Origin of the sequence: Lentzea terrae, from assembly GCF_003265345.1 — a bacterium.
In the GTDB taxonomy this organism is placed as follows: domain Bacteria; phylum Actinomycetota; class Actinomycetes; order Mycobacteriales; family Pseudonocardiaceae; genus Lentzea; species Lentzea terrae.
Genome location: NZ_QFWW01000014.1, coordinates 595 through 19,304, shown reverse-complemented (window position 1 = coordinate 19,304; position 18,710 = coordinate 595). Strand labels below are relative to the sequence as shown.

The window sequence follows — 18,710 nt, the reverse complement described above, 5'->3', positions numbered from 1 at the left end:
TGTTTCCTCTTTCACGGGAGTGTGGATGAGTCTGCCTGGAGTCAGACGGACAAGACGGTCGCGTAGACGTGGAGATAGATCGCCGGTCGCCGCCGTGCTGGTTGCGGCGTTGATCGCCTCGGTGGTGCAGGCGGTGCCCGCGATCGCCGGTGGCTGCGCCACCGGCGAAAAATCGCGATCCACGTGAGTTGTCGTCGTGGGCGAACCCGCAGCAGGAGGGCCGCAAGCACGACTCGCCGAAAGCGGCGGGTGACTTCCGGCCGTTGATGGGTGCCGATGCCGGCAAGACCGCTTCGAAGTTCGACGCGAAGTCGTCGAAGGAGGTCGGCCGGGCGGAGAAGTCGGTCGACTACGTCAACTCCGACGGCACTCGGACGACGGTGTTGTCGAAGGTGCCGGTCAGTGTTCGGGATGACAAGGGCGCCTGGCGGGCTGTCGATACCCGGCTGACCGAGGACCGTGGTTCGAAGCGCGCGAAGACTGGTCTGCACCAGTTGAAGCCGGAGTTCGCTGCGTCCGCGGAGGATCGTGGTCTGGTGACGCTGGGGCCGATCGACCTGGGTGAGTCGGGTCAGCGGATCTCGGTCGCGCTCGAGGGTGCCCGGCGTGTTGCCCGGCAGACCAAGGATTCGAAGGCGTCCTATGTGGATGTGTTGCCTGATACCGATCTGGAGTATGAGGTCGAGCCGGGCGGCGTGAAAGAGTCCATCGTCGTCAAGAAGCCGACATCGACCAGTAGCTGGGTGTTCCGGATGGACACGGGCTCGCTGACTCCGTCGCTGAAGGACGACGGTGTGCTGATCAAGGACACCAAGGGCAAGGTCGTGGCGTCGTTGCCGCCGATCGTGACCTGGGACTCGTCGGGTAGCGCCAAGGACAACAAGGCTCCCGCGCAGACCGGCGGCACCTACGCGCTCAAGCAGGACGGCAAGTCCTGGCTGCTGACCGTGTCGGTGGACCCGAAGTGGCTCAACGACAAGGCCAGGGTGTACCCAGTGGTGGTTGACCCGACCTACACCTACGGGTTCAACAACGATGATCAGTCGATCGCGTTCAAGTCCGATGGCTATCAGTGCACGAACTGCGGTATCGCGGTGGGCAACTCGAAGTCCGGGCCAGGCGGCGGGGATTCGTTCTGGCGCACGGCTTTCAAGCACGACTTCACCCCGTTGTTCGGCAAGAACATCGTGGGTGCACGGTATGACTTCTGGCGTAACGCGCAGACGGGGTCGATGTTGTCGTGGCAGTCGAACCTGTTCCACGCGAACGCGTTTAACTTCAACGGGGTCGGTCAGTACCTGGCGTCCGGGCCAATCGGCGACCGCGGGTCGATCCAGTCCAAGGCGTTGACCGACTTCATCGCCGGCAAGGTCAACGCCCGGGACAACACCACCTACTTCATGCTCACCGGCTCGGAGACCAGTGAGTGGTCGTACAAGAATATGCAGGTCAACCTGATCGTCGACCACGGCACCGCGCCGCCGGCGACCTCGTTGGTGAGCCCGGCCGACGGCAGCGTGCTGACCAGCCTGACGCCGACGCTATCGGCGAGCCCGGTGAGCAACCCCTCCGGTGACGGCACGTTGTACTGCTTCAAGGTCGCGACCGGTGCGGACGGGCAGTCCGGCGTTGTCGTGGACTCCGGCTGCATCGCTGGCAACACCTGGACGGTCCCGCAGGGTGTGCTCACTGATGGCACCAGCTACACGTGGACTGTACTGACCGCGCTCAGCGGCGGGGTGACCACGACGCATCCGGGTTGGACCGGTCACTTCAAGGTCGACCAGCGCATCGGTGACAGCGGTCCCGCGCCGAAGGACACCCTCGGCCCGGTGACGGTAAACCTGGCCAACGGCAACGTCCACACCGAGGACGGCGGACCGACGTTCAACACCGTCGGCGGCTCGTCCGGGCTGACGTTCAGCTACAACTCGCAGGCCAGCGAACCCTTCGGCCTGCGCGCGTCGTACTTCAACGACTCCACCCGCTCTGGGACGCCAGATGCGAATCCGGTGCTGGTGCGCAACGAGCCGCAGGTCAACTCCGACTGGGGCAGCGAGTCGGTGTTCGCGCCGGCGTTGGCACAGGACTGGTTCGTTGGCCGTTGGGAGGGTTTCTTCCAGGTTCCGGCGACGGGCACGTACCACTTCGGTGGTGTGCACGCGAACGGTGCGAAGATCTGGGTCAACAACACGTTGGTGTACAACAACAAGAACGCCTCGGACGTCAACTTTGCCCTGACGAGCCAGAACGGCCCGGTCACCGAGATCGCGCTGACGGCGGGACAGCGGGTGCCGATCAAGGCCGAGCTGTACCACTCCAGTGGTCCTGGCCGGATGAAGCTGTTCGTGCAGACCAACGAGGCGTCAAACAAGGCGGTGCCGCCGCAGATCATCCCAGCCTCGTGGCTCTACACCCAGGACCTGCCCGCGTTGCCGATCGGCTGGCAGCTCAACGCCAATCTCACCGGTGATGGTTCCACGTACACCAAGGCACAGGTACAGGATCAGACGATCGTCCTCACCGACGCCACTGGCACCAAGCACACGTGGACGAAGAGCAGCGCCGGCAGCTACAAGCCACCGGCGGGTGAGGATGGTGTCCTCGGCCTGGACACCAGCGGCAAGATCACACTGCACGAGGGCGGGAACGTCTACAGCTTCAACGCCGACGGCACACTCGCGTCGGAGTCTTCTGTTGTGGACAGTCGCAAGCCTGCAGCCAACGTGATGAGCTGGAACGGGTCTCCGACCCGCCTGTCGCAGATCACCGACCCAGTGTCGCAGCGCTCGCACAAGCTGTTCTACAACCGGCCAGGAGACGACTGCTACGCCGGCCGCACGCCGCCGCCGAGCTCGGACACGTTGCCGCCGTCGCAGATGTTGTGCCGCATCCAGTACTGGGATGGCACGCAGACCTTCCTCTGGTACCGGGGCGGCTTGTTCTCACGTATCGAGAACCCTGGTAACGACTTCACCGACTACGGCTTCAACGCTGATGGCGCACTGGCCGCAGTGCGCGACGCCCGTGCGGTGGACTGGTCGGCACAGGATCCGGCCACCCGCAACATCATCGAGACCTACACCGTCGTCAACTACGGCACGATCGGCACCCGCAAGGCCGCGACCAGCGTGCAATCCCCCGTGCCCAACGGTCAGGCCGGCGGTCAGCGTCCCGGACACTCCTACCGCTATGACATGGGAAACCGGCAGACCTTTGTGGACATCGCAGGGCTGAACCCGATGTCGGGCTATGCCACGAAGGTGACCTATGACGAGGCCGACCGGCAGTTGAGCTCCACCGACGCGACGGGCAAGACGACGTCAACGACGTGGAACAGCAAGGACCAGCAGCTCACCGCCACTGATGCCGCCGGCCGGGTGTCCTCGACGGTCTACGACCACAACGACCGCCCCACCGATAAGTGGGGACCTGCACCGGCGAACTGCTTCACCGGCCAGCAGCCCACCACCGCGTGCGCGGCCACAATGCCGCACACCCGCACCAACTACGACGAAGGCCTGCAAGGGCTGGCGACGGCGATCTACGACAACACGATGTTGACGGGGTCGCCGAAGGTCCACCAGACCGGCCTCGGCTCGACTGACGGCACGGTGCGGTCGGACTGGACCGACACCACCTCGCCTGCCCCTGGTGTTCCCGCCGGTCGCTTCTCGATCCGGCTGACCGGCCAGATCACCTTTCCCAACGCGGGCAACTACAACCTGGAAACCCACGTCGACGACGGCTCCCGGTTGTGGATCGATGACACCCTGATCATCGACAACTGGGCCGACGGAGGCCCCCGACCGGCCAAGGGCGACTACAACAACACCGTTGCCGGCTCCACCCACCGCATCCGCATCGACTACTACAACGGCCAAGGGCCCGGCCAGCTGCACCTGAACTGGCGGCGCGCGCCTGATGGCGTCTACGAGGCCATTCCTGGTAGCTACCTGCGTCCCAACTACGGCCTGACCACCTCCACTGTGAAGGACGAGTCCGGCGGCGTAGCCAACTCCGTCAGTTCAACCAGCTTCACCGACAATGGCCTCGACGCCGCTTATGGCCTGCCTACCAGGGCGTTTAGTGCTGGCATTACGAGCCGCTCGTCGTACGAGCCGGTCGGCACCGGGTATCTCCGTAAGACCGGAACGACCATGCCGAGCGGTGCGCAGAGCACCTACGTCCACTACAGCGACACTGAGACCCGGGACAACCCGTGTACCACTGATGTCGAGTCGATCAACCAGGGCGGCCTGTCCAGGCTCACCCGTCTGCCCGCTCCCGCTTCCGGTGCGGCGCGCGAGGACGAGCAGATCTTCGACGCTTCCGGCAGGGTCGTCGCGAAGGGCACCAGCGGTGCCTGGACCTGTACAACGTACGACGGCCGGGATCGGGCGACGTCGGTGAAGTATCCGGCGACCGCGTCGGCACCGGAACGCGCCGTCACAACCAACTACGCGGTGAACGGTGACCCGTTGACCACCTCGGTGTCAGACGCCAACGGCACCGTCACGACGAAGCACGACCTGCTCGGGCGAGTGGTCGAGTACACCGATGCGAACGGCGTACGTACTGAAACCACGCATAACCTGGCGGGACGCGTCACGGCTGAGAAAGTCAACCTGCCGAACGCCGCTGATGCGGCACAGACCACCACGTACACCTACGACGACGCGGGCCGAGTGCTCACGGTGACGGTCGGTGGCGTGGCGCTCGCGACGGTCACCTATGACAACGCCGGTGAACAGGCGTCCGTCGCGTACTCCAACGGCACCTCGCTGGCCTTGATCGGCAAGGACAGCGCGGGTCGGCCGGTGACACAGCGCTGGAAGACCAGCGACAACGTTCAGATCGACTCGACCGTGGACCGTACGCGGGCAGGAACCATCGTCGATGAGGTACTGGGCGGCGTTGATGCGCGGCCGTCTGCTCCCAACTACGTCTACGACGCGGCGGGCAGGCTGACCGAGGCGTGGGTCGCAGGGCATCACTACACCTACGACTTCGCCTCCAACGCTCAGTCTGGTTGCCCGACTGGAACTCAGTCGAACGCGGGCTTGAACACCAACCGCGTGCGTCTGCTCGACGAAACCACCTCCGGCGTCGCCGAGACCGGCTACTGCTACGACGGTGCGGACCGGCTGCTGGCGACTGTGGGCGCAACAACAGTGACCAACGTGCAGTACGACAGCAACGGCAACACCACGCAGTACACGACTGGTGGTGCAACGACGCACCTGTCGTGGGACGGTGCTGACCGCAACATCGCACTGCGCGTCACGGGCAGCGATCCAGCCGACGTGTCCTACATCCGGGACGCCACCGACCGGATCATCCGAAGGACAGCCGCGCAAGGTGACACCGCGACCGACGTGCGCTACGGCCACACCGGCAGTGGCGACACGGCTGATCTCGTGTTTGGCCCGGACAACAGAGTGCTGTCGCGCAGCATCAGCCTGCCTGGCGGTGTGCTCTACACGTGGAAACCGGACACGAGCACCTTCGATCACCCGACGGTGCGTGGTGACCTCGCGCTGACCACGACCGCGGATGGCAAGCAGTCCGGGGCGTTGCGCACGTTCACGCCGTTCGGTGAGCCGTTGAAGACCGACGGCACCGTTGATCCCGACCACGTGCCCGACAACATGTCAGGCCAGATGGACCACGGCTGGCTCGGGCAGCACCAGCGCTCCTACGAGCACGCCGGAGCGTTGTCGATTGTCCAAATGGGAGCACGGCCCTACAGCACACTGCTTGGCCGCTTCCTGTCCGTCGACCCGGTCGAAGGCGGCAGCGCCAACGACTACGACTACACCAACGGCGATCCCATCAACGAGCTCGACCTCGATGGCCGGTGTTCGTGGAAGCCCTGGTCGTGGGGCAATTGCGCCTCGAAGGCATGGAGCGCGACAAAGAGCTTCTACAAGCGCCACGAGGACAACATCCGGTTCGCCGGTAAGATGGCTGCCTGGGGCGCGGGACTGATCGGGGCGGCCGCATGTGGTGTATCGGTCGTTTGCGCGGTAGCGGTGGGCGCGGCGGCAGGCTTCGTCGGCTACGCAGCCCAGAACGCAGGTACCAGCAACTGGAAATGGCGCGATGCGGCTGGTGAGACCTTCACGAGTGCGTTCGGTGCAGGGGCAGGAGTGAAGACGCTGCGCGCGCTGAACGCAATAAAGCCTGGTCGCCACGCTAAATTCTCCCCTACGCATTCCAGGAACATTTCCTATCGGTTCAAGTGGAACCGGAAAGGGCAGCGTTGGAAGTGGTGGTAGGATAATCATCAGTGGTCGCAGCATCGTAGCGAAAGGGTTACTTGCCATGTTTCCGAAGCTCACGGTGCTGCGACTGCTTGTCCTCGGAGTTCTGTTGATCGGCGGGGCATACCTGCATGACAACCTTCCCATGCCGGAGCGGTTACTGGTCCCATTCGCTGTGCTATTCGGCGGAACCGTGTTGATCCGTTTGTGGGCACGTCAGGACGGACCCGTGAACACGGAGCAGGCGGCAGTCGATGAGGGTGATCACGTCTGGCGTGTTCGGTTGTGGGTGAAGGTCGCGGCAGTCGGTGTACCGCTGTTCGGTCTGCCGTTCGTGGTATGGCCGGGTCTGATCAATCCCGAGTGGCAGGACGGCATGCCGCCAGTCGAGTTCGCCGTGGTGATCCTGATCTACGTCGGGCTTGGCTTGGTCGTGTGGGCTGTATTTCGGTCGAGGCTCGAGGTGCGGAACGATCTGATCCGCGTTGTCAATCCATGGCGAGTCCACGACGTGCCGCGCTCAGCGCTTGTCGCCGTCCGGCCAGGAACGCGAGGCCTCAAGCTGGTGCTGGAAGGTGGGAACACCGTAGTTGTGTTCGCAGTGCAGTGCGTGGCCGGGTTCGGTGGTCATGAACCCAGATGGGTCTCCATCGCCAGGGCGATCACCGGCGATCCCACGATCACCGATTCGACCTGGAAGGCGTAGCTGCAGCAACTGAAGAATTATCCGAAGTGGGGTGAACAAGGAAACTTGCTCACCCCACTTTTTGTTCAGAAGATGTAAAAGGGGCATCGGCGGCCGCGGGCGACGCTAATTTATTTACAGGAGTCGTTCTCGGGGGTCTAATTCGCGAACCAAGGCGCCGAGGAAGGTCTGCGTTAGCGGGCCGTGGTGTCGGCACCGGCAACAAGCGGATTGCACTCCACGCGCCGCACAACCTCATGATGCGCTACGCCAAACGGGCGCCTGCGCACGTCGGTCGCTGGGGTTGGCACACTGGCCCGAACCGTGTGGAACGACGGATCGTGCGTTGTCTGGAAGAGGACCTGATGCCTCCCGTGCCCGAGGTGTACATCGAGGACGCTGTGGCGGTGTCCGCCATCGAGTTCGCAGAGGGGTGCGAACCGCAGCGATCCGCGAAGCCGCTGGCAGGGACCACCATCCAGTGGACCGCATCCGCACCCGACAAGGTCCGTCATGCCGTGATCGCGGGCGTCTCCGGTCACGTCGACGCCAATGAGGTCAGCGTGTTTCTCGGTGCGGTGGGTACCGAGCGGTGGTGGTTGGGTGAGGCATGCCTGCGCGTCAGCCTCCCGGACGGGGAGGTACTGCTGCTTCCTGGGGCGGACGCTGCGTTCCTGCACGTCGGCGGTTGATCGTCGTCAATGGTTGATCCGGTGTTGTTGTGCGGAATCAGTTCGCGCACCCCCACCGGCGATCGTGTTCCTTCTCGTGTGTAGAGAGATCGGTATGTTTCGGCGCCTGGCCAAGGTTCCTGTTCTGGTTCGAGTTCTGTGCCCCGTTGTGGCGGCGGCGGCCGTTGCGGTGCTGGTTGTGGTGTCCGCCGATGAGTCTCCGCAGGCTGCTCCGGTCAGCGCGTCGGCCGTGCAGAGTCCCACCTCCGCTGAGTCGACAACGGCCGGCTCGTCCACCGATCCGAGTTCCAGCGCCGTCCCCACGACGACGTCGGTGAGCAGCGTGACCATGTCGTCCGCCACCACGAGATCCTCCGTGCCGCGGCCTGCTGCCGTGGCCGCGCCCGTGAAAACGGTGCAGCGCGCCGAGGCGCCGTGGTTCGCTGATCGTGTGGGCGGCGCCGGTCAGGTGATCTCGGTGGTGGGTGCGGGTGGTTCCAATGCCACGTTGTCGACGTGGCAGAAGTCCGGGAGTGACTGGGCGCAGGTGCTCGGTGGTGTTGCGGCCAAGGTCGGCTCTCCTGGGATCTCCAGTTCCTATGGGGAGTCGTCGTCGGCGACGCCGGCTGGGGGTTTTTGCGATCACGGGTGCGTTCGGCAGGCAGGCTGATCCTGGTGTTGGGGTGTCGTACTTCCGGAATGACGATTCGGACTGGTGGGTCAGTGATGTCAACAGTCCTGACTACAACACTCATCAGCGGTGTGCTCGTGGGGCGTGTGCGTTCAACGAGAGCACGTCGGAGAACTTGGCTTCGCACGGCGCTGTGTACGACTACGCCTTGGTGATGGGTGTGAACGCGCAGCGTGTTCCCGGTGCGGGTAGTGCGTTCTTCGTGCACGTCACGAACGGCGCCCCGACTGCCGGCTGTGTGGCGATCCCGGCGAGCATACTCGCGTCGATCATGCGCTGGGTTCGTCCCGGCACGGTGATCGCGTTGTCGCCTCGATGAACGGATGTTCGCCGGTAGCGAGTCCGTTTCACACTGATCGTGCTGGAGCGAAACTGGAGCAGCGCCAGGAGCGGAACGTCGTCGAACGGCGCTCAACGGCACTGAATGGCACCTAGTTGCATTGGAGTTGTTGGTGTTCTAGTGTTTGTGCTGGTAGAAGTCCTTTGTGGACCACTGGCAGTGTGAGGGTCAGGGGTTCGAGTCCCCTCAGCTCCACTTGTAGGTAGAACCCGTCTGATCTGGCGATTTCGCTGGTCAGGCGGGTTTCTTGCTGTTCTGAGTAGATCTTGAGTGGTCGCTTGTTGATCGTTTTGCGGTGACCCTATGGAGCACTTCTGGAGCAGGATTCTCCGGCTGGATTGTCGTGCTGGTCGCTGGCCTGGGTGATCGTCGCGCCCCTCCCACTAACGGTGTGAGGGGCAGTGGATTGCTTACGACGCAAGCGGACCCGAAACATGGCGTTCTGCGGGCTCCGGCGCGTTCGGGTGCGCTCGGACATTCAGGTCTGCCCTCATGCCAGCGCCGCTGAAGATCGTTGAGGAGTCGGAGTTCGACTTCGGGTGCGACGTGGGAGTAGACGTCGGTGACGCGGTTGGGCAGGTGGTGTCCGAGGCGTCGGGCTTGGGCGATCTCGGGTGCGCCATCGGCGATGAGCCAGGTTTTGTGGCTGTGTAGCAGTCCGTGGAAGGTGAGGCCGGGCCGGATCGGCACTGTGCGGATACCTGCCTGCGGATGTCCTTCGTTGCCGTTGACCGCGGGTTTGAGCACTCGGCTGATGAAAGTGCTGCGCCACAACCAGGTTCCGCCTTCGTCGGTGAACACGAACTCGTGATCGTGCCGCTCGAGGTGTTTGCGGAGCATGGTGATGAGGAATGGCGGCAGCGTGATGGTGCGGGCCGATGACGGGGTCTTGGGGGAGCCGAGCCATCTAGTGTGTGCACCTTCGTGCAAGGCGCCGGTCCGTGGGTCGATGGTGAGTGTGCCGCGGCCGAGGTCGATGTTGTCTCGTAACAGGCCGGTGAGTTCGCCCCAGCGGCATCCGGTCCAGCCCGCGGTGATGATCAGGAGGCCGGCGGTGTCGCCTGCGAATGGGTTCGCAAAGGCCTGCCGCTCTGCCTCATCGGCGACTCCGGCACCGGCAGACAGAACGACGCTCACCTTCCAACTCCGGAGCGGCGTGCGGATCTCGTGTGTCGTCACGAAATCCGGTGACTTGGTCACCGGCACCGCGAACAGGCGCTAGCAGGCGCACGACAGCGGTCATGTCCTGTCCAGCCGAACATTGCGGTGTCCAGGGCAAGTTTGCGGTGCTTGCTACGGCGTCCGAGCTAGTTTGCGGGCCGCCACACGTTCTGCCTGAAGTTGGCGCATTCTCAACAACCGCGTTGGTTCCTTGCCAACGGCCTGTAGCGCCTGTACGCAGCCTCAAGGTCAGGGCAAGCATGCCGCGACCTTGCGGCCACCCATGTGCCACGCCGTAGTTAGGCGGCCTCCAGGACGAAGAACATGAAGCTCAGGAAGGCCCCGGAGGGGAAACTCGCCATCTCGTCGGGAAAGAGTTCGTGGGCTTCCGGCGCCGGAGGCGGCTCGCTGATGACGGCGGTGCGGAAGCCTGCTGCGGTGAAGGCATCGGTCATCGCGTGCAGCGGCCGGTGCCAGTAGGTGAGCACGGCCTTCTGGCCGTTGAAGTCGTACTCGTCGGACCACTTGGTGGTCGCGAAGTAGTCAGTCTCGCGATGCACCATCTTGAGGAGGATGGGGTGGTTGACGACCACGATCAGCCGGCCACCGGGCTTCAGCACCCGCCGCAGCTCAGCCAGAGGTGCGGTCCAGTCCTCCAGGTAGTGCAGCACCAAAGCGGCGACGGCGTCGTCGAACGCGCCGTCGGGGTACGGCAGCGGGCCCGTTATGTCGGCGACCCGCAGGTCCACGTCGTCGCCGAGCCGCTGCCGGGCCAGCTCCACCATCTTGGCGCTGCGGTCGAAGCCGCTCACGACGGCTCCCCGATCACGTAGCGCCACGGACACAGGACCAGCACCGCAGCCGGCGTCGAGAATTCGTCGACCGGCCACGTCGCCGGCCAGGTCCACGATCGCGGGCCGGACGTAGTAGGCGTTGAGGAGGCTGGTCTCGTTCTCGGCCGTGTACGCCTCGGCGAAGCCGTCGTAGTCGTTCTCCACGGCCACATCGGCGATGGCGGCGGAGCTCTCGGGAATGGCAGGCATGTTTCCCATACTGCCCAGTGATCAATCAGGGCGCCAGGAGATCATCTCCCTCGCCAATCGCCCGCTTGGGCAGCGCGCTCCCATCAGCCCAGGTCAACGCCACGCTCCCCGGCATCGAAGGAGACACCCTCGCGCTCGCAGGCGAGCAGTTCGAACGCCCACAGCCAGTGTCCTCACCGTTCTGGGACACCGCGATCGAGCCGATTCCCTGGCCTCCCCGACCACGACAGACGGTTCGTTCCCGCCCTGGCCCTTGGCCAACATCGACGACCCAGGGCCAGGAATCCGCAAACTAGCCCTGGACAACAGCCGTCCGCATCGGTCCGCGCTACCTTGCGGACCGCAGCTCACAGATCTGCACCACCGCAAACTTCAGCTGGACGAGACAGGTCAGTCCACGAGGTTGGGCAGGAGGTGGTCCGCGGATTCTTGGAGTTGTCCTCGCAGGGCGTCGAGGTCGACGTCGATGAGGGTGTGCTGCCGTTTGCGCCAGCGTCCGGCGATCATGACCGCCTCGATGTCGCCGGAACTCGCGTAGAGCGCCGTCGCGACCGGATCGGTGATCGGCCACAGCTTCGGCGCGGAGCCGTCGATGACGACGAGGTCGGCCTGCATGCCCGCTTCGAGCCTGCCGACGCGGTCGTCGAGGCCGAGCGCTCGGGCGCCTTCGACCGTTGCCCAGGCCAGTGCCTGTTTGGCGGTGATCGTCGCGGTGAGGGAGAACGCGCCGGTGGTCTGCCGGTGGTGGTCGTGGTCGCGGCCGCGCTGGTGGGCCAGCGCGATCCGGGCGGCGGAGAGGACGTCAGCAGGGGTGACCGCGTCGGTGTCGGTGCCCAGTGACGGTGCGGCGCCCAGCTGGAGCAGGTGTCCGGTGACGGGGGCGCCGTGGCCCTGGCCGAGTTCGTTCTCCGGCGTGCACGTGACGCTCGCTCCTGCGTCGACCAGGATCTTGATCCACTCGTCGGTGAGTCCGGCGCCGTGCACGACGTTGGCAGAGGGGCTCAGCAGTCCGGCCGCCCGCACCGCCTCCCACCCCGGCCCTGGTGCTCCGCCGCTCTGGTGCATCGACACGATGATCCCGCGCTCGGCGGCCGCGCGGAAGTCGGTGACCGCGACGTCCGGAGTGGACAGTTGCGGGCCGCGGACGGCCATACCGAAGGTCAGCAACGCGTGGGTGCCGGCCGGGCCGTCGAGCAGCCGGTCGATCTCACTCACGGGGTGGGCCGCGTCGGCGGCGGAATACGGGGTGCCGTGCAGGAAGATCCCGCGGATGCCGGACGACAGCAGGCCGTCGATCGCCGCGTCGGTGTGTTCGGGCGTGGGCGTGTTGTGGCACCAGTCGCCCAGGGTCGTGGTGCCGCGGTCGAGCTGGCTCAGCGCGCCGGCGAGCGTTCCGACGCGCATGTCTTCCGGGCGGTAGTGCTTGGCCATGGTGCCGTGCATGCGACCGAGGTAGTCCGCGAGCGTCCAGTCGACGCCCACGCCGCGCAGGGCGGTCTGCCAGGTGTGCAGGTGGGCGTTGACCAGGCCGGGCATGATGATGCGGTCCGTGACGTCGACGATCTCCGCGCCGGTGTCGTCGAGGTCGTCGCCGATCCCGGCGATGCGGTCGCCGTCGATGAGGACGTCGCAGCGTTCGGCGTCGGGCCGGTGCGGCGCCATGGTGATCACCTGCGCGCCGCGCAGCAGAATGCGGGTCATCGGACGGTCTCCTGCCGGGCCGCTGGCGTCATCGTGCGAGCGGCGGTCTGGATCGAGGCGAGGAAGTTCTGGGTGGCGATGTGCCCGATGTAGCCGTCGGGACGGATGAGCAGCAGGGTGTCCCCCTTGATCCCGTGGATGTGGCGGAAGTCGTGCCGAGCATCGGTGAGCGCGTGGTCGGCCTTGACGCCGGCATCGACGACGACACGCCGCAGCGGCGCACCCGTGGTCGGCCAGTCGAGTTCATCGGCGGCAGCGGCGGCATCCGGGCCGTGGGCGACGAGGGTGAAGTGGGGACCCCGGTAGGTGTCGAACAGGTGCACCGGTGTGCCGTCCGTGCCGAGCAGTTCGGCGTCCGGCGCACGATCGCCGACCTGCAGCGTCGTTGTGCGGTCGCAGTTGGTTGGCGCGAGCGGGCCGCCGTAGTAGGTCAGTGACAACTGCTGTTCGTCCTTGCCGCGGCGCAGGCTCGACGGGTCGAGCTTCGCGATGCCTTCGTACTTCTGCGTGGACAGGCCGAGCACACCTGCGGCGATCGGCAGGCGTTCGGCCTCGTAGCTGTCCAGCAGCTGCGGGTCGGCTCCGGCGAGGACCTGGGCGAGTTTCCAGCCGAGGTTGTAGGCGTCCTGGATGCCGGTGTTGAGGCCCTGCGCGCCGGCGGGGGTGTGCACGTGCGCGGCATCGCCGGCGAGGAAGACCCGTCCGCGGCGGTAGGCCTCCGCCAGGCGGATGTTGGGCCGGAACACCGACCGCCAGTGGATGTCGTGCACTTCGATGTTCCGGTTGTGGGTGTGGGCCTGGATCCGCCGGGTGATCGCCTCCACTCCCACCGGGGGTTCCTCGTCCGGGGCCAGACGGATCATCCACTGGAACAGGTCGCTGTGCGGCAGCGGGCAGGCGCCTGCGAACCGGCCCTTCACGCCCGGCCAGATGTGCCAGCGATCGCGGGACAGACCGGTCGTGACCGCGTCGACGATCAGCATCCGGTCCTGTTCGTCGGTCGTGCCGAGGAAGCTCAGGCCGAGCTGGCTGCGCACGGTGCTCGAACCGCCTTCGGCTCCCACGAGATAGCGTGCCGTGATCTTCTCGATGCCGCCGTCCCCGGTCGTCGTCGCGGTGACCGACGTGCTGTCCTGAACGAACTCGACGAGTTCCCGGCCGTACTCGACCCTTCCGCCCAGCTGCTCGAGCCGGTCGTGCAGCACGCTGTCGGTGCGGTACTGGGGAATCAGCCGGGTGTTCGGGTAGGGAACGTCGGTGGTGCGGTCGCGGTTGCGGAACATGCGCCACGGTGCGACGACCGGTCCCAGGTGGATGCCCAGGCGCGGGTAGTCGCTGCTGCCCGCGAGAACCTCGTCGATCGTGCCGAGGTCGTCGAACACCTCGAGTGTTCGCGGCTGGATGCCTTTGGCGCGTGAGCCTTCGAACGAGTGCGGGGCCCTGTCGATGATGCGGACGTTCAAGCCGCGGCGCACGAGGTCGATCGCCAGCGTGGTGCCGGTCGGGCCGGCACCGGCGATCAGCACGTCGATGATTCGGGAGGTGTTGGGGTCGTTCATGGTCAGAGCCGATCTGGGTGGGGAACGGCGAACGAGGTGAGCAGATCGCTGACGTCGTGAGGCCGTTCAAAGGGGGCCATGTGGCCGCATTGGCTGATGACGTGTGTCTGTCGTGGCCGCAGCAGCTTGGTGACGGTGTCGAGATGGGTGATCGGGGTGACCTGGTCGTCGTCGCCCCACACGAGCAAGGCCGGGACTCCCAGCTCGCCCGTCCGCCGGAAGAGCTCCTGCCGCTCGTACAACGGGAAGTCCTGCAGAGTTTGGAAGAACGAGTAGAGCGAGCCTTCGCACCGGTAGGCGTCGCGCACCATCGCGACCAGCTCGACGGACAGCGCTGGGTCGCGGACGTTGTGCCCGAGGTGCCCCTCCAGCAACTTGCGGCCGAAGCGCCTGGCGACGAACCCGCTCACAAAATCGTTGCGCAGCAACCGTTGCGGCAGGGGACGAGGGCCCAGACCGGCCGGTCCGACGATGGCGAGCGTGGCCACGGCCTCGGGATACCGGTTCGTGTAGGCCATCGCGACGAGCGCACCCATCGACGTGCCGACCACGTGCCATGGTGGTGTGAGGTCCAGGGCCGCAGTCAGTTCGGCCAGCTGTCGGACGAACAACGCCTCGTCGTAGGTGGCGCGCACCCGGTCGGAACCGCCGCGCCCGTAGGCGCTGTAGGCCAGGGTGCGCAGTCCTCGGGTGTGCAGCTGCTCGGCGGTCTTTTCCCAGTAGAACAGCGGAATGGTGATGCCACCGACCAGCACGACGAGTGCGCCGTCTTCGGGACCGGCCAGCTCGTAATGCGTCACACCGTCGGAGAGCTCGACGTAACCGCCGCGCAGCGTGCGCCGCGTTGTGGCGTCGAGTCGACGGTCCTCATCGGACGCGATGAAGTACCTCATCGCCGCTCCTCCTTCGCGGGCAGGAACTCGGCGATCGCCGCAGCCACCCAGTCCGGGTACTCCTCTGGTAGCAGGTGCCCGCCGTCGGGGTGCACGCGCTCCAGGGCGCCGGGGATGTCGCGGGCGAAGTACTGCCCGTCGATCTCGGCGCTGCGCAGCACCAGCGTCGGGACCTTGATCCGCGTGATCTCGCCGCTGTGGTCCGGCTGGTCGGTGTTGGCGAAGTCGACGAACGCCGACCGGTTCCCCGGGCGGCTCGTCAACGCGTGCACCCGGTCCACCATGGCGTCGTCCACGATCGACGACTTCGGGCCGACCGCCTCACGCAGCCCTCGTTCGGTCGCGCCGCGCGGGAGCCATCGCCGCAACACCGGGCGCAGCAGCGGATTCCGAGCGAGTCTCAACCCGTCGGGCAGTGACTTCTCCGGATAGCCGGTGGCGTTGACGAGCACCAGCCCGTCGACCCGCTCCGGGGCGTCCAACGCCAGGTTCCACGCAATGTTGCCGCCCAACGAGTTCCCGGCCACCGCGAAGTGCGGCACCTGCAACGCCGTCATGAAGTCGGCGACCGTTCGCGCGTACGTCCGGACGCGGTAGTCGCGGTCGGGTCGCGGCCCCGTCCGCCCGAATCCCGGCAGGTCCGGGCGAATCACGTCGTAGGACGACGACAGCAGCGCCGCCACCCGCTCGAAGCCCTCCAACGACGACCCGCTGCCGTGCAGCAGCACCACCGTTGGTCCCTGACCTGCTCGTTTGTAGTGAACGCGCAGGCCGTCCACCGAGGCGATCTCGGTGTCGGAGGTGGGGGTGTGATTGCTCTTCATAATGGCTACAGTGTTGCCGTTATTGTAGGAGGTGTCAACCGGAGGTGATACTGATGCGTGTGACCAGTTCGTCTTTGCCTGCCGCCGACGGCGCAGAGTCCACTCGGCGCTCACGTGGCCGTCCCGCTGTCCCGCTGGACCGGATCCTCGCTGCGGCGTTGCAGCTCGTCGACGAGGAAGGCGCTGAGGCCCTGTCGATGCGGAGCCTCGCGCAACGGCTCGAGTCCGGCACGGCCACGCTGTACCGCCACTTCACCAACCGGGCGGTGCTGATCGGTCACGTGGTCGATCGCGTTCTCGGCGAGGTCGAACTCGATTCCGGCGCTCTTGCGGAGATGAGCTGGGACCAGGCCTGTCGGGCGCTCGCCCAGGCGATGTTCGACACGCTGGGCAAGCATCGCAAGGTCGCACCCCTGCTGATCGAAGAGACGCCGATCGGTCCGAACGCGATGATGCTGCGGGAACGCTGCCTGGCCGTCCTGCTCGACGGTGGACTGTCTCCGAGTCTCGCGGCGCGCGCCTACGCGACCCTCGCGCGCTACGTCCTCGGCTTTGCCATCCAGCTCGGCGGCTCCGGGAACGGGGCTGAGCAAGAGCGGGTGTCGGCGTATTTCCACGAGGTGTCGTCCGCCGAGTTCCCGGCCACCCTCGCGGTCGCGGACTCGTTGCCCGTGCCGCTGGAGGACGAGTTCGCCTTCGGGCTGGAGCTGATCATCAACGGCCTGCGCCAGCTGCACGCCCGTTGAGCTGGCTCCGATCCGTCCTTTGCAGACTTCTCCAGGGGAACACACGCACCCCGGCACGTCGCCCGGTCAGTCGCGGGGAACCGGTCCGGGTCCAGTCGGTGTAGCTGGGCGGACACGTCGGTGTCCTCGCGGCGCTGGGCGGCGGCGTCCTGGTTCAGTTGCATCGCGAAGTCGAGGACGTGCCGGGCCAGGGTGGCGTAGGCCCGTGCAATCCCATCAACCAGGTCGACCTCGACGGCCGAATCGCCATCGCCATCGTCGGCGTAGTGCTCGTCGTTGCCGCTATCGTGATCGTCGCCAACCATTCAGTACAGCGACGGCCAGCGGTAACGAGCCGTCCTCGTATCGCGTTTAACGGTGCGACCAGGTCAACCTGGCGACGGTTGTTCGGCATCGGCAGCACCGGCCCTGTGATCGCTAAGCGGCTGCCGCTGACGACGGCGCGGATTAACTACACGAACCACGGGCGTAAGCGAATGGCGGAGCAGGCAGGCTGATCCCGGTGCTGGGGTGTCGTACTTTCGGATCGACGACTCGGACTGGTGGGTCAGTGATGTCAATAGTCCTGACTACAACACTCATCAGCGGTGTGCTCGTGGGACGTGTCCGTTTAACGAGAGCGCGTCGGAGAACCTTGCTGCGCATGGCGCTGTTTATGACTATGCCTTGGTGATGGGTGTGAACGCGCAGCGAGTTCCAGGTGCGGGTAGTGCGTTCTTCGTGCATGTCACGAACGGTGCTCCGACGGCCGGCTGTGTGGCGATCCCGGCGAGCACGCTCGCGTCGATCGTGCGTTGGGTTCGTCCCGGCACGGTGATCGCGTTGGCGCCGCGCTGAACGGATGTTCGCCGGCAGCGAGTCCGTTTCACACTGAACGTGCTGGAGCGGTACCGGGTTCGCAACGTCGTCGAACGGCGATCAACGGCACTGAACGGCGGCTAGTTGCGCTGGAGTTGTTGGGGTTCTAGTGTTTGTGCTGGTAGAAGTCCTTTGTGGACCAAACTGGCAGTGTGAGGGTCAGGGGTTCGAGTCCCCTCAGCTCCACAAGTTGTAGAACCCGTCTGATCTAGCGTTTCTCGCTGGTCAGGCGGGTTCTTTGCGTTTCACTGGTGATCACCTCTTGATCGTCTTGTTCTGCTCTGGTGGAGAGGTTCTGGAGCGGCTTTCTCCAGGAAGATCGTTCCCTGGGGCGTTGGTCTGCGTAGATGTGGTGTCCCTCTTGCCAACGGGGGTCGTTGTGTTGGTTATGCGGCAACGGGGCCGGAGAGTCGCCGTGCGACTGGTTCCGGTGCCTGTGGGCGTGCTTTGACTTCTGCTCTGGCGGCGCGCCATCGGCTTTGCAGGTTGTGGAGGAGTCGTTGTTCGACTTCGGGTGCGACGTGGGAGTAGACCTCGGTGACGCGGTTGGGTAGGTGGTGGCCTAGGCGTCGTGCTTGGGCGATCTCGGGTGCGCCGTCGGCGATGAGCCAGGTCTTGTGACTGTGCCGCAGTCCATGGAACGTCAGGCCGGGTCGGATAGGCACGGTGCGGGCGCGGTTGTGTGGCCCGTCCTCGTTGCCGTTGACGGCCGGTTTGAGGATCCGTTGAGTGAAGGTGCTGCGCCACAACCAGGTCCCACCGTCCGCAGTGAACACAAACTCGTTGTCATGCCGCCTGAGGTAGTCGCGCAGAAGCTTGACCAGGAACGGTGGCAGCGTGATGACACGGGCCGAGGATGTGGTCTTCGGATTGCCGAGCCACTGCTTGTGGGCGCTCTCGTGCAGGGCGCCGAAGCGTGGATCGACGATGAGGATGCCGCGGTCGAGGTCGAGGTTGTCGCGGTGCAGTCCGGCGAGTTCGCCCCAGCGACAACCGGTCCAGGCGGCAGTGATGATCAACAGCTTCGCGGTGTCGCCGCCGAGCGTGGCGGCTTGGTCAGCGATGCGGAGGACTTCGTCTGGTGTGGCCCAGACGCGTTCGCGTTGGATGCGGTGGCTTCGTCGTCCGCGTCGTCTGCGTCGGCGGACGGGGTTGGCGGGGATGAGTCCTTCGGCGGCGGCGTCGGTGAGAATCATTGACAGGAGTTTGACGATGCCGGCGATGGTGGAGTTGGCGTAGCCGAGCGCGTGGAGGTCGGCGATCCACTTGTTC

The 18,710-nt window shown here is 65.6% G+C and carries 16 protein-coding genes and 1 tRNA gene; 9 read left to right on the top strand and 8 right to left on the bottom strand.

Annotated features, from left to right (window positions below; genetic code table 11):
* The coding region (locus tag DI276_RS52185; RefSeq protein WP_232836794.1) for a hypothetical protein at positions 1–183 on the bottom strand (183 nt) is incomplete at its 3' end.
* Positions 184–188: 5 nt separating this feature from the next.
* Between DI276_RS52185 and DI276_RS20555 the strand changes: the two genes are divergently transcribed.
* From DI276_RS20555 to DI276_RS50105, 6 genes are all read left to right on the top strand, one after another.
* Positions 189–6,281 (top strand): PA14 domain-containing protein, encoded by a 6,093-nt coding sequence (locus tag DI276_RS20555; protein ID WP_112265828.1) that lies wholly within the window; start codon positions 189–191, stop codon positions 6,279–6,281.
* Positions 6,282–6,327: 46 nt separating this feature from the next.
* The gene (locus DI276_RS20550) at positions 6,328–6,972 is read left to right on the top strand and encodes a hypothetical protein (RefSeq protein WP_112265826.1); all 645 of its coding nucleotides are present in this window, start codon (positions 6,328–6,330) and stop codon (positions 6,970–6,972) included.
* Between the two features lie 344 nt (positions 6,973–7,316).
* A complete protein-coding gene (locus tag DI276_RS20545) occupies positions 7,317–7,643 on the top strand; it encodes a hypothetical protein (RefSeq protein WP_232836793.1) in 327 nt (108 codons plus the stop codon).
* A 94-nt stretch (positions 7,644–7,737) separates the two neighbouring features.
* Positions 7,738–8,292 (top strand): hypothetical protein, encoded by a 555-nt coding sequence (locus DI276_RS51040; RefSeq protein WP_198680784.1) that lies wholly within the window; start codon positions 7,738–7,740, stop codon positions 8,290–8,292.
* 13 nt (positions 8,293–8,305) lie between these two features.
* Positions 8,306–8,632, top strand: a complete 327-nt coding sequence (locus DI276_RS51035; RefSeq protein WP_198680783.1) for a hypothetical protein — start codon at positions 8,306–8,308, stop codon at positions 8,630–8,632.
* 123 nt (positions 8,633–8,755) lie between these two features.
* Positions 8,756–8,848, top strand: a tRNA-Ala gene (locus DI276_RS50105).
* Positions 8,849–8,887: 39 nt separating this feature from the next.
* Here the strand turns inward: DI276_RS50105 and DI276_RS20535 are convergent.
* The 6 genes from DI276_RS20535 to DI276_RS20510 form a co-directional block, all read right to left on the bottom strand.
* On the bottom strand, positions 8,888–9,853 hold the full coding sequence (locus tag DI276_RS20535) for a site-specific integrase (protein WP_157984843.1): 966 nt from the start codon (positions 9,851–9,853) through the stop codon (positions 8,888–8,890).
* Positions 9,854–10,113: 260 nt separating this feature from the next.
* The gene (locus DI276_RS20530) at positions 10,114–10,857 is read right to left on the bottom strand and encodes a class I SAM-dependent methyltransferase (RefSeq protein WP_112265830.1); all 744 of its coding nucleotides are present in this window, start codon (positions 10,855–10,857) and stop codon (positions 10,114–10,116) included.
* A gap of 390 nt (positions 10,858–11,247) precedes the next feature.
* Positions 11,248–12,558 carry an amidohydrolase family protein gene (locus DI276_RS20525; protein WP_112265820.1) on the bottom strand — a complete coding sequence of 437 codons (1,311 nt, stop codon included), beginning with the start codon at positions 12,556–12,558 and terminating at the stop codon, positions 11,248–11,250.
* Positions 12,555–14,117 carry an FAD-dependent oxidoreductase gene (locus DI276_RS20520; protein ID WP_112265818.1) on the bottom strand — a complete coding sequence of 521 codons (1,563 nt, stop codon included), beginning with the start codon at positions 14,115–14,117 and terminating at the stop codon, positions 12,555–12,557. Before DI276_RS20520 ends, DI276_RS20525 begins: the two co-directional genes overlap by 4 nt.
* A gap of 2 nt (positions 14,118–14,119) precedes the next feature.
* Positions 14,120–15,010, bottom strand: a complete 891-nt coding sequence (locus DI276_RS20515) for an alpha/beta fold hydrolase (RefSeq protein WP_112265816.1) — start codon at positions 15,008–15,010, stop codon at positions 14,120–14,122.
* Positions 15,007–15,834: an alpha/beta fold hydrolase gene (locus DI276_RS20510; protein WP_112265814.1), complete on the bottom strand. Its 828-nt coding sequence runs from the start codon at positions 15,832–15,834 to the stop codon at positions 15,007–15,009. The genes DI276_RS20515 and DI276_RS20510 overlap by 4 nt, the downstream gene beginning before the upstream one ends.
* A gap of 53 nt (positions 15,835–15,887) precedes the next feature.
* On the opposite strand from DI276_RS20510, the gene DI276_RS20505 reads away from it, so the two are divergent.
* The 3 genes from DI276_RS20505 to DI276_RS50095 all read left to right on the top strand — a co-directional run bounded on the left by DI276_RS20505 (position 15,888) and on the right by DI276_RS50095 (position 17,417).
* Entirely contained in the window at positions 15,888–16,580 is a 693-nt protein-coding gene (locus tag DI276_RS20505) for a TetR/AcrR family transcriptional regulator (protein WP_112265812.1), read from the top strand.
* Between the two features lie 158 nt (positions 16,581–16,738).
* Positions 16,739–17,077: a hypothetical protein gene (locus tag DI276_RS50100; protein ID WP_157984842.1), complete on the top strand. Its 339-nt coding sequence runs from the start codon at positions 16,739–16,741 to the stop codon at positions 17,075–17,077.
* 181 nt (positions 17,078–17,258) lie between these two features.
* Complete coding sequence (locus tag DI276_RS50095; RefSeq protein WP_157984841.1) at positions 17,259–17,417, top strand: hypothetical protein; 159 nt, start codon at positions 17,259–17,261, stop codon at positions 17,415–17,417.
* 407 nt (positions 17,418–17,824) lie between these two features.
* Here the strand turns inward: DI276_RS50095 and DI276_RS20500 are convergent.
* On the bottom strand, positions 17,825–18,710 hold an 886-nt coding region (locus tag DI276_RS20500), incomplete at its 5' end, for a tyrosine-type recombinase/integrase (RefSeq protein WP_112265810.1).

What these genes read in the sequence shown, in the direction of transcription:
- DI276_RS20550 (WP_112265826.1), top strand. Translation starts at nt 6,328, where the DNA reads ATGTTTCCGAAGCTCACGGTGCTGCGACTGCTTGTCCTCGGAGTTCTG.
- DI276_RS20545 (WP_232836793.1), top strand. Translation starts at nt 7,317, where the DNA reads ATGCCTCCCGTGCCCGAGGTGTACATCGAGGACGCTGTGGCGGTGTCC.
- DI276_RS51040 (WP_198680784.1), top strand. Translation starts at nt 7,738, where the DNA reads ATGTTTCGGCGCCTGGCCAAGGTTCCTGTTCTGGTTCGAGTTCTGTGC.
- DI276_RS20530 (WP_112265830.1), bottom strand. Translation starts at nt 10,857, where the DNA reads ATGCCTGCCATTCCCGAGAGCTCCGCCGCCATCGCCGATGTGGCCGTG.
- DI276_RS20525 (WP_112265820.1), bottom strand. Translation starts at nt 12,558, where the DNA reads ATGACCCGCATTCTGCTGCGCGGCGCGCAGGTGATCACCATGGCGCCG.
- DI276_RS20520 (WP_112265818.1), bottom strand. Translation starts at nt 14,117, where the DNA reads ATGAACGACCCCAACACCTCCCGAATCATCGACGTGCTGATCGCCGGT.
- DI276_RS20515 (WP_112265816.1), bottom strand. Translation starts at nt 15,010, where the DNA reads ATGAGGTACTTCATCGCGTCCGATGAGGACCGTCGACTCGACGCCACA.
- DI276_RS20510 (WP_112265814.1), bottom strand. Translation starts at nt 15,834, where the DNA reads ATGAAGAGCAATCACACCCCCACCTCCGACACCGAGATCGCCTCGGTG.
- DI276_RS20505 (WP_112265812.1), top strand. Translation starts at nt 15,888, where the DNA reads ATGCGTGTGACCAGTTCGTCTTTGCCTGCCGCCGACGGCGCAGAGTCC.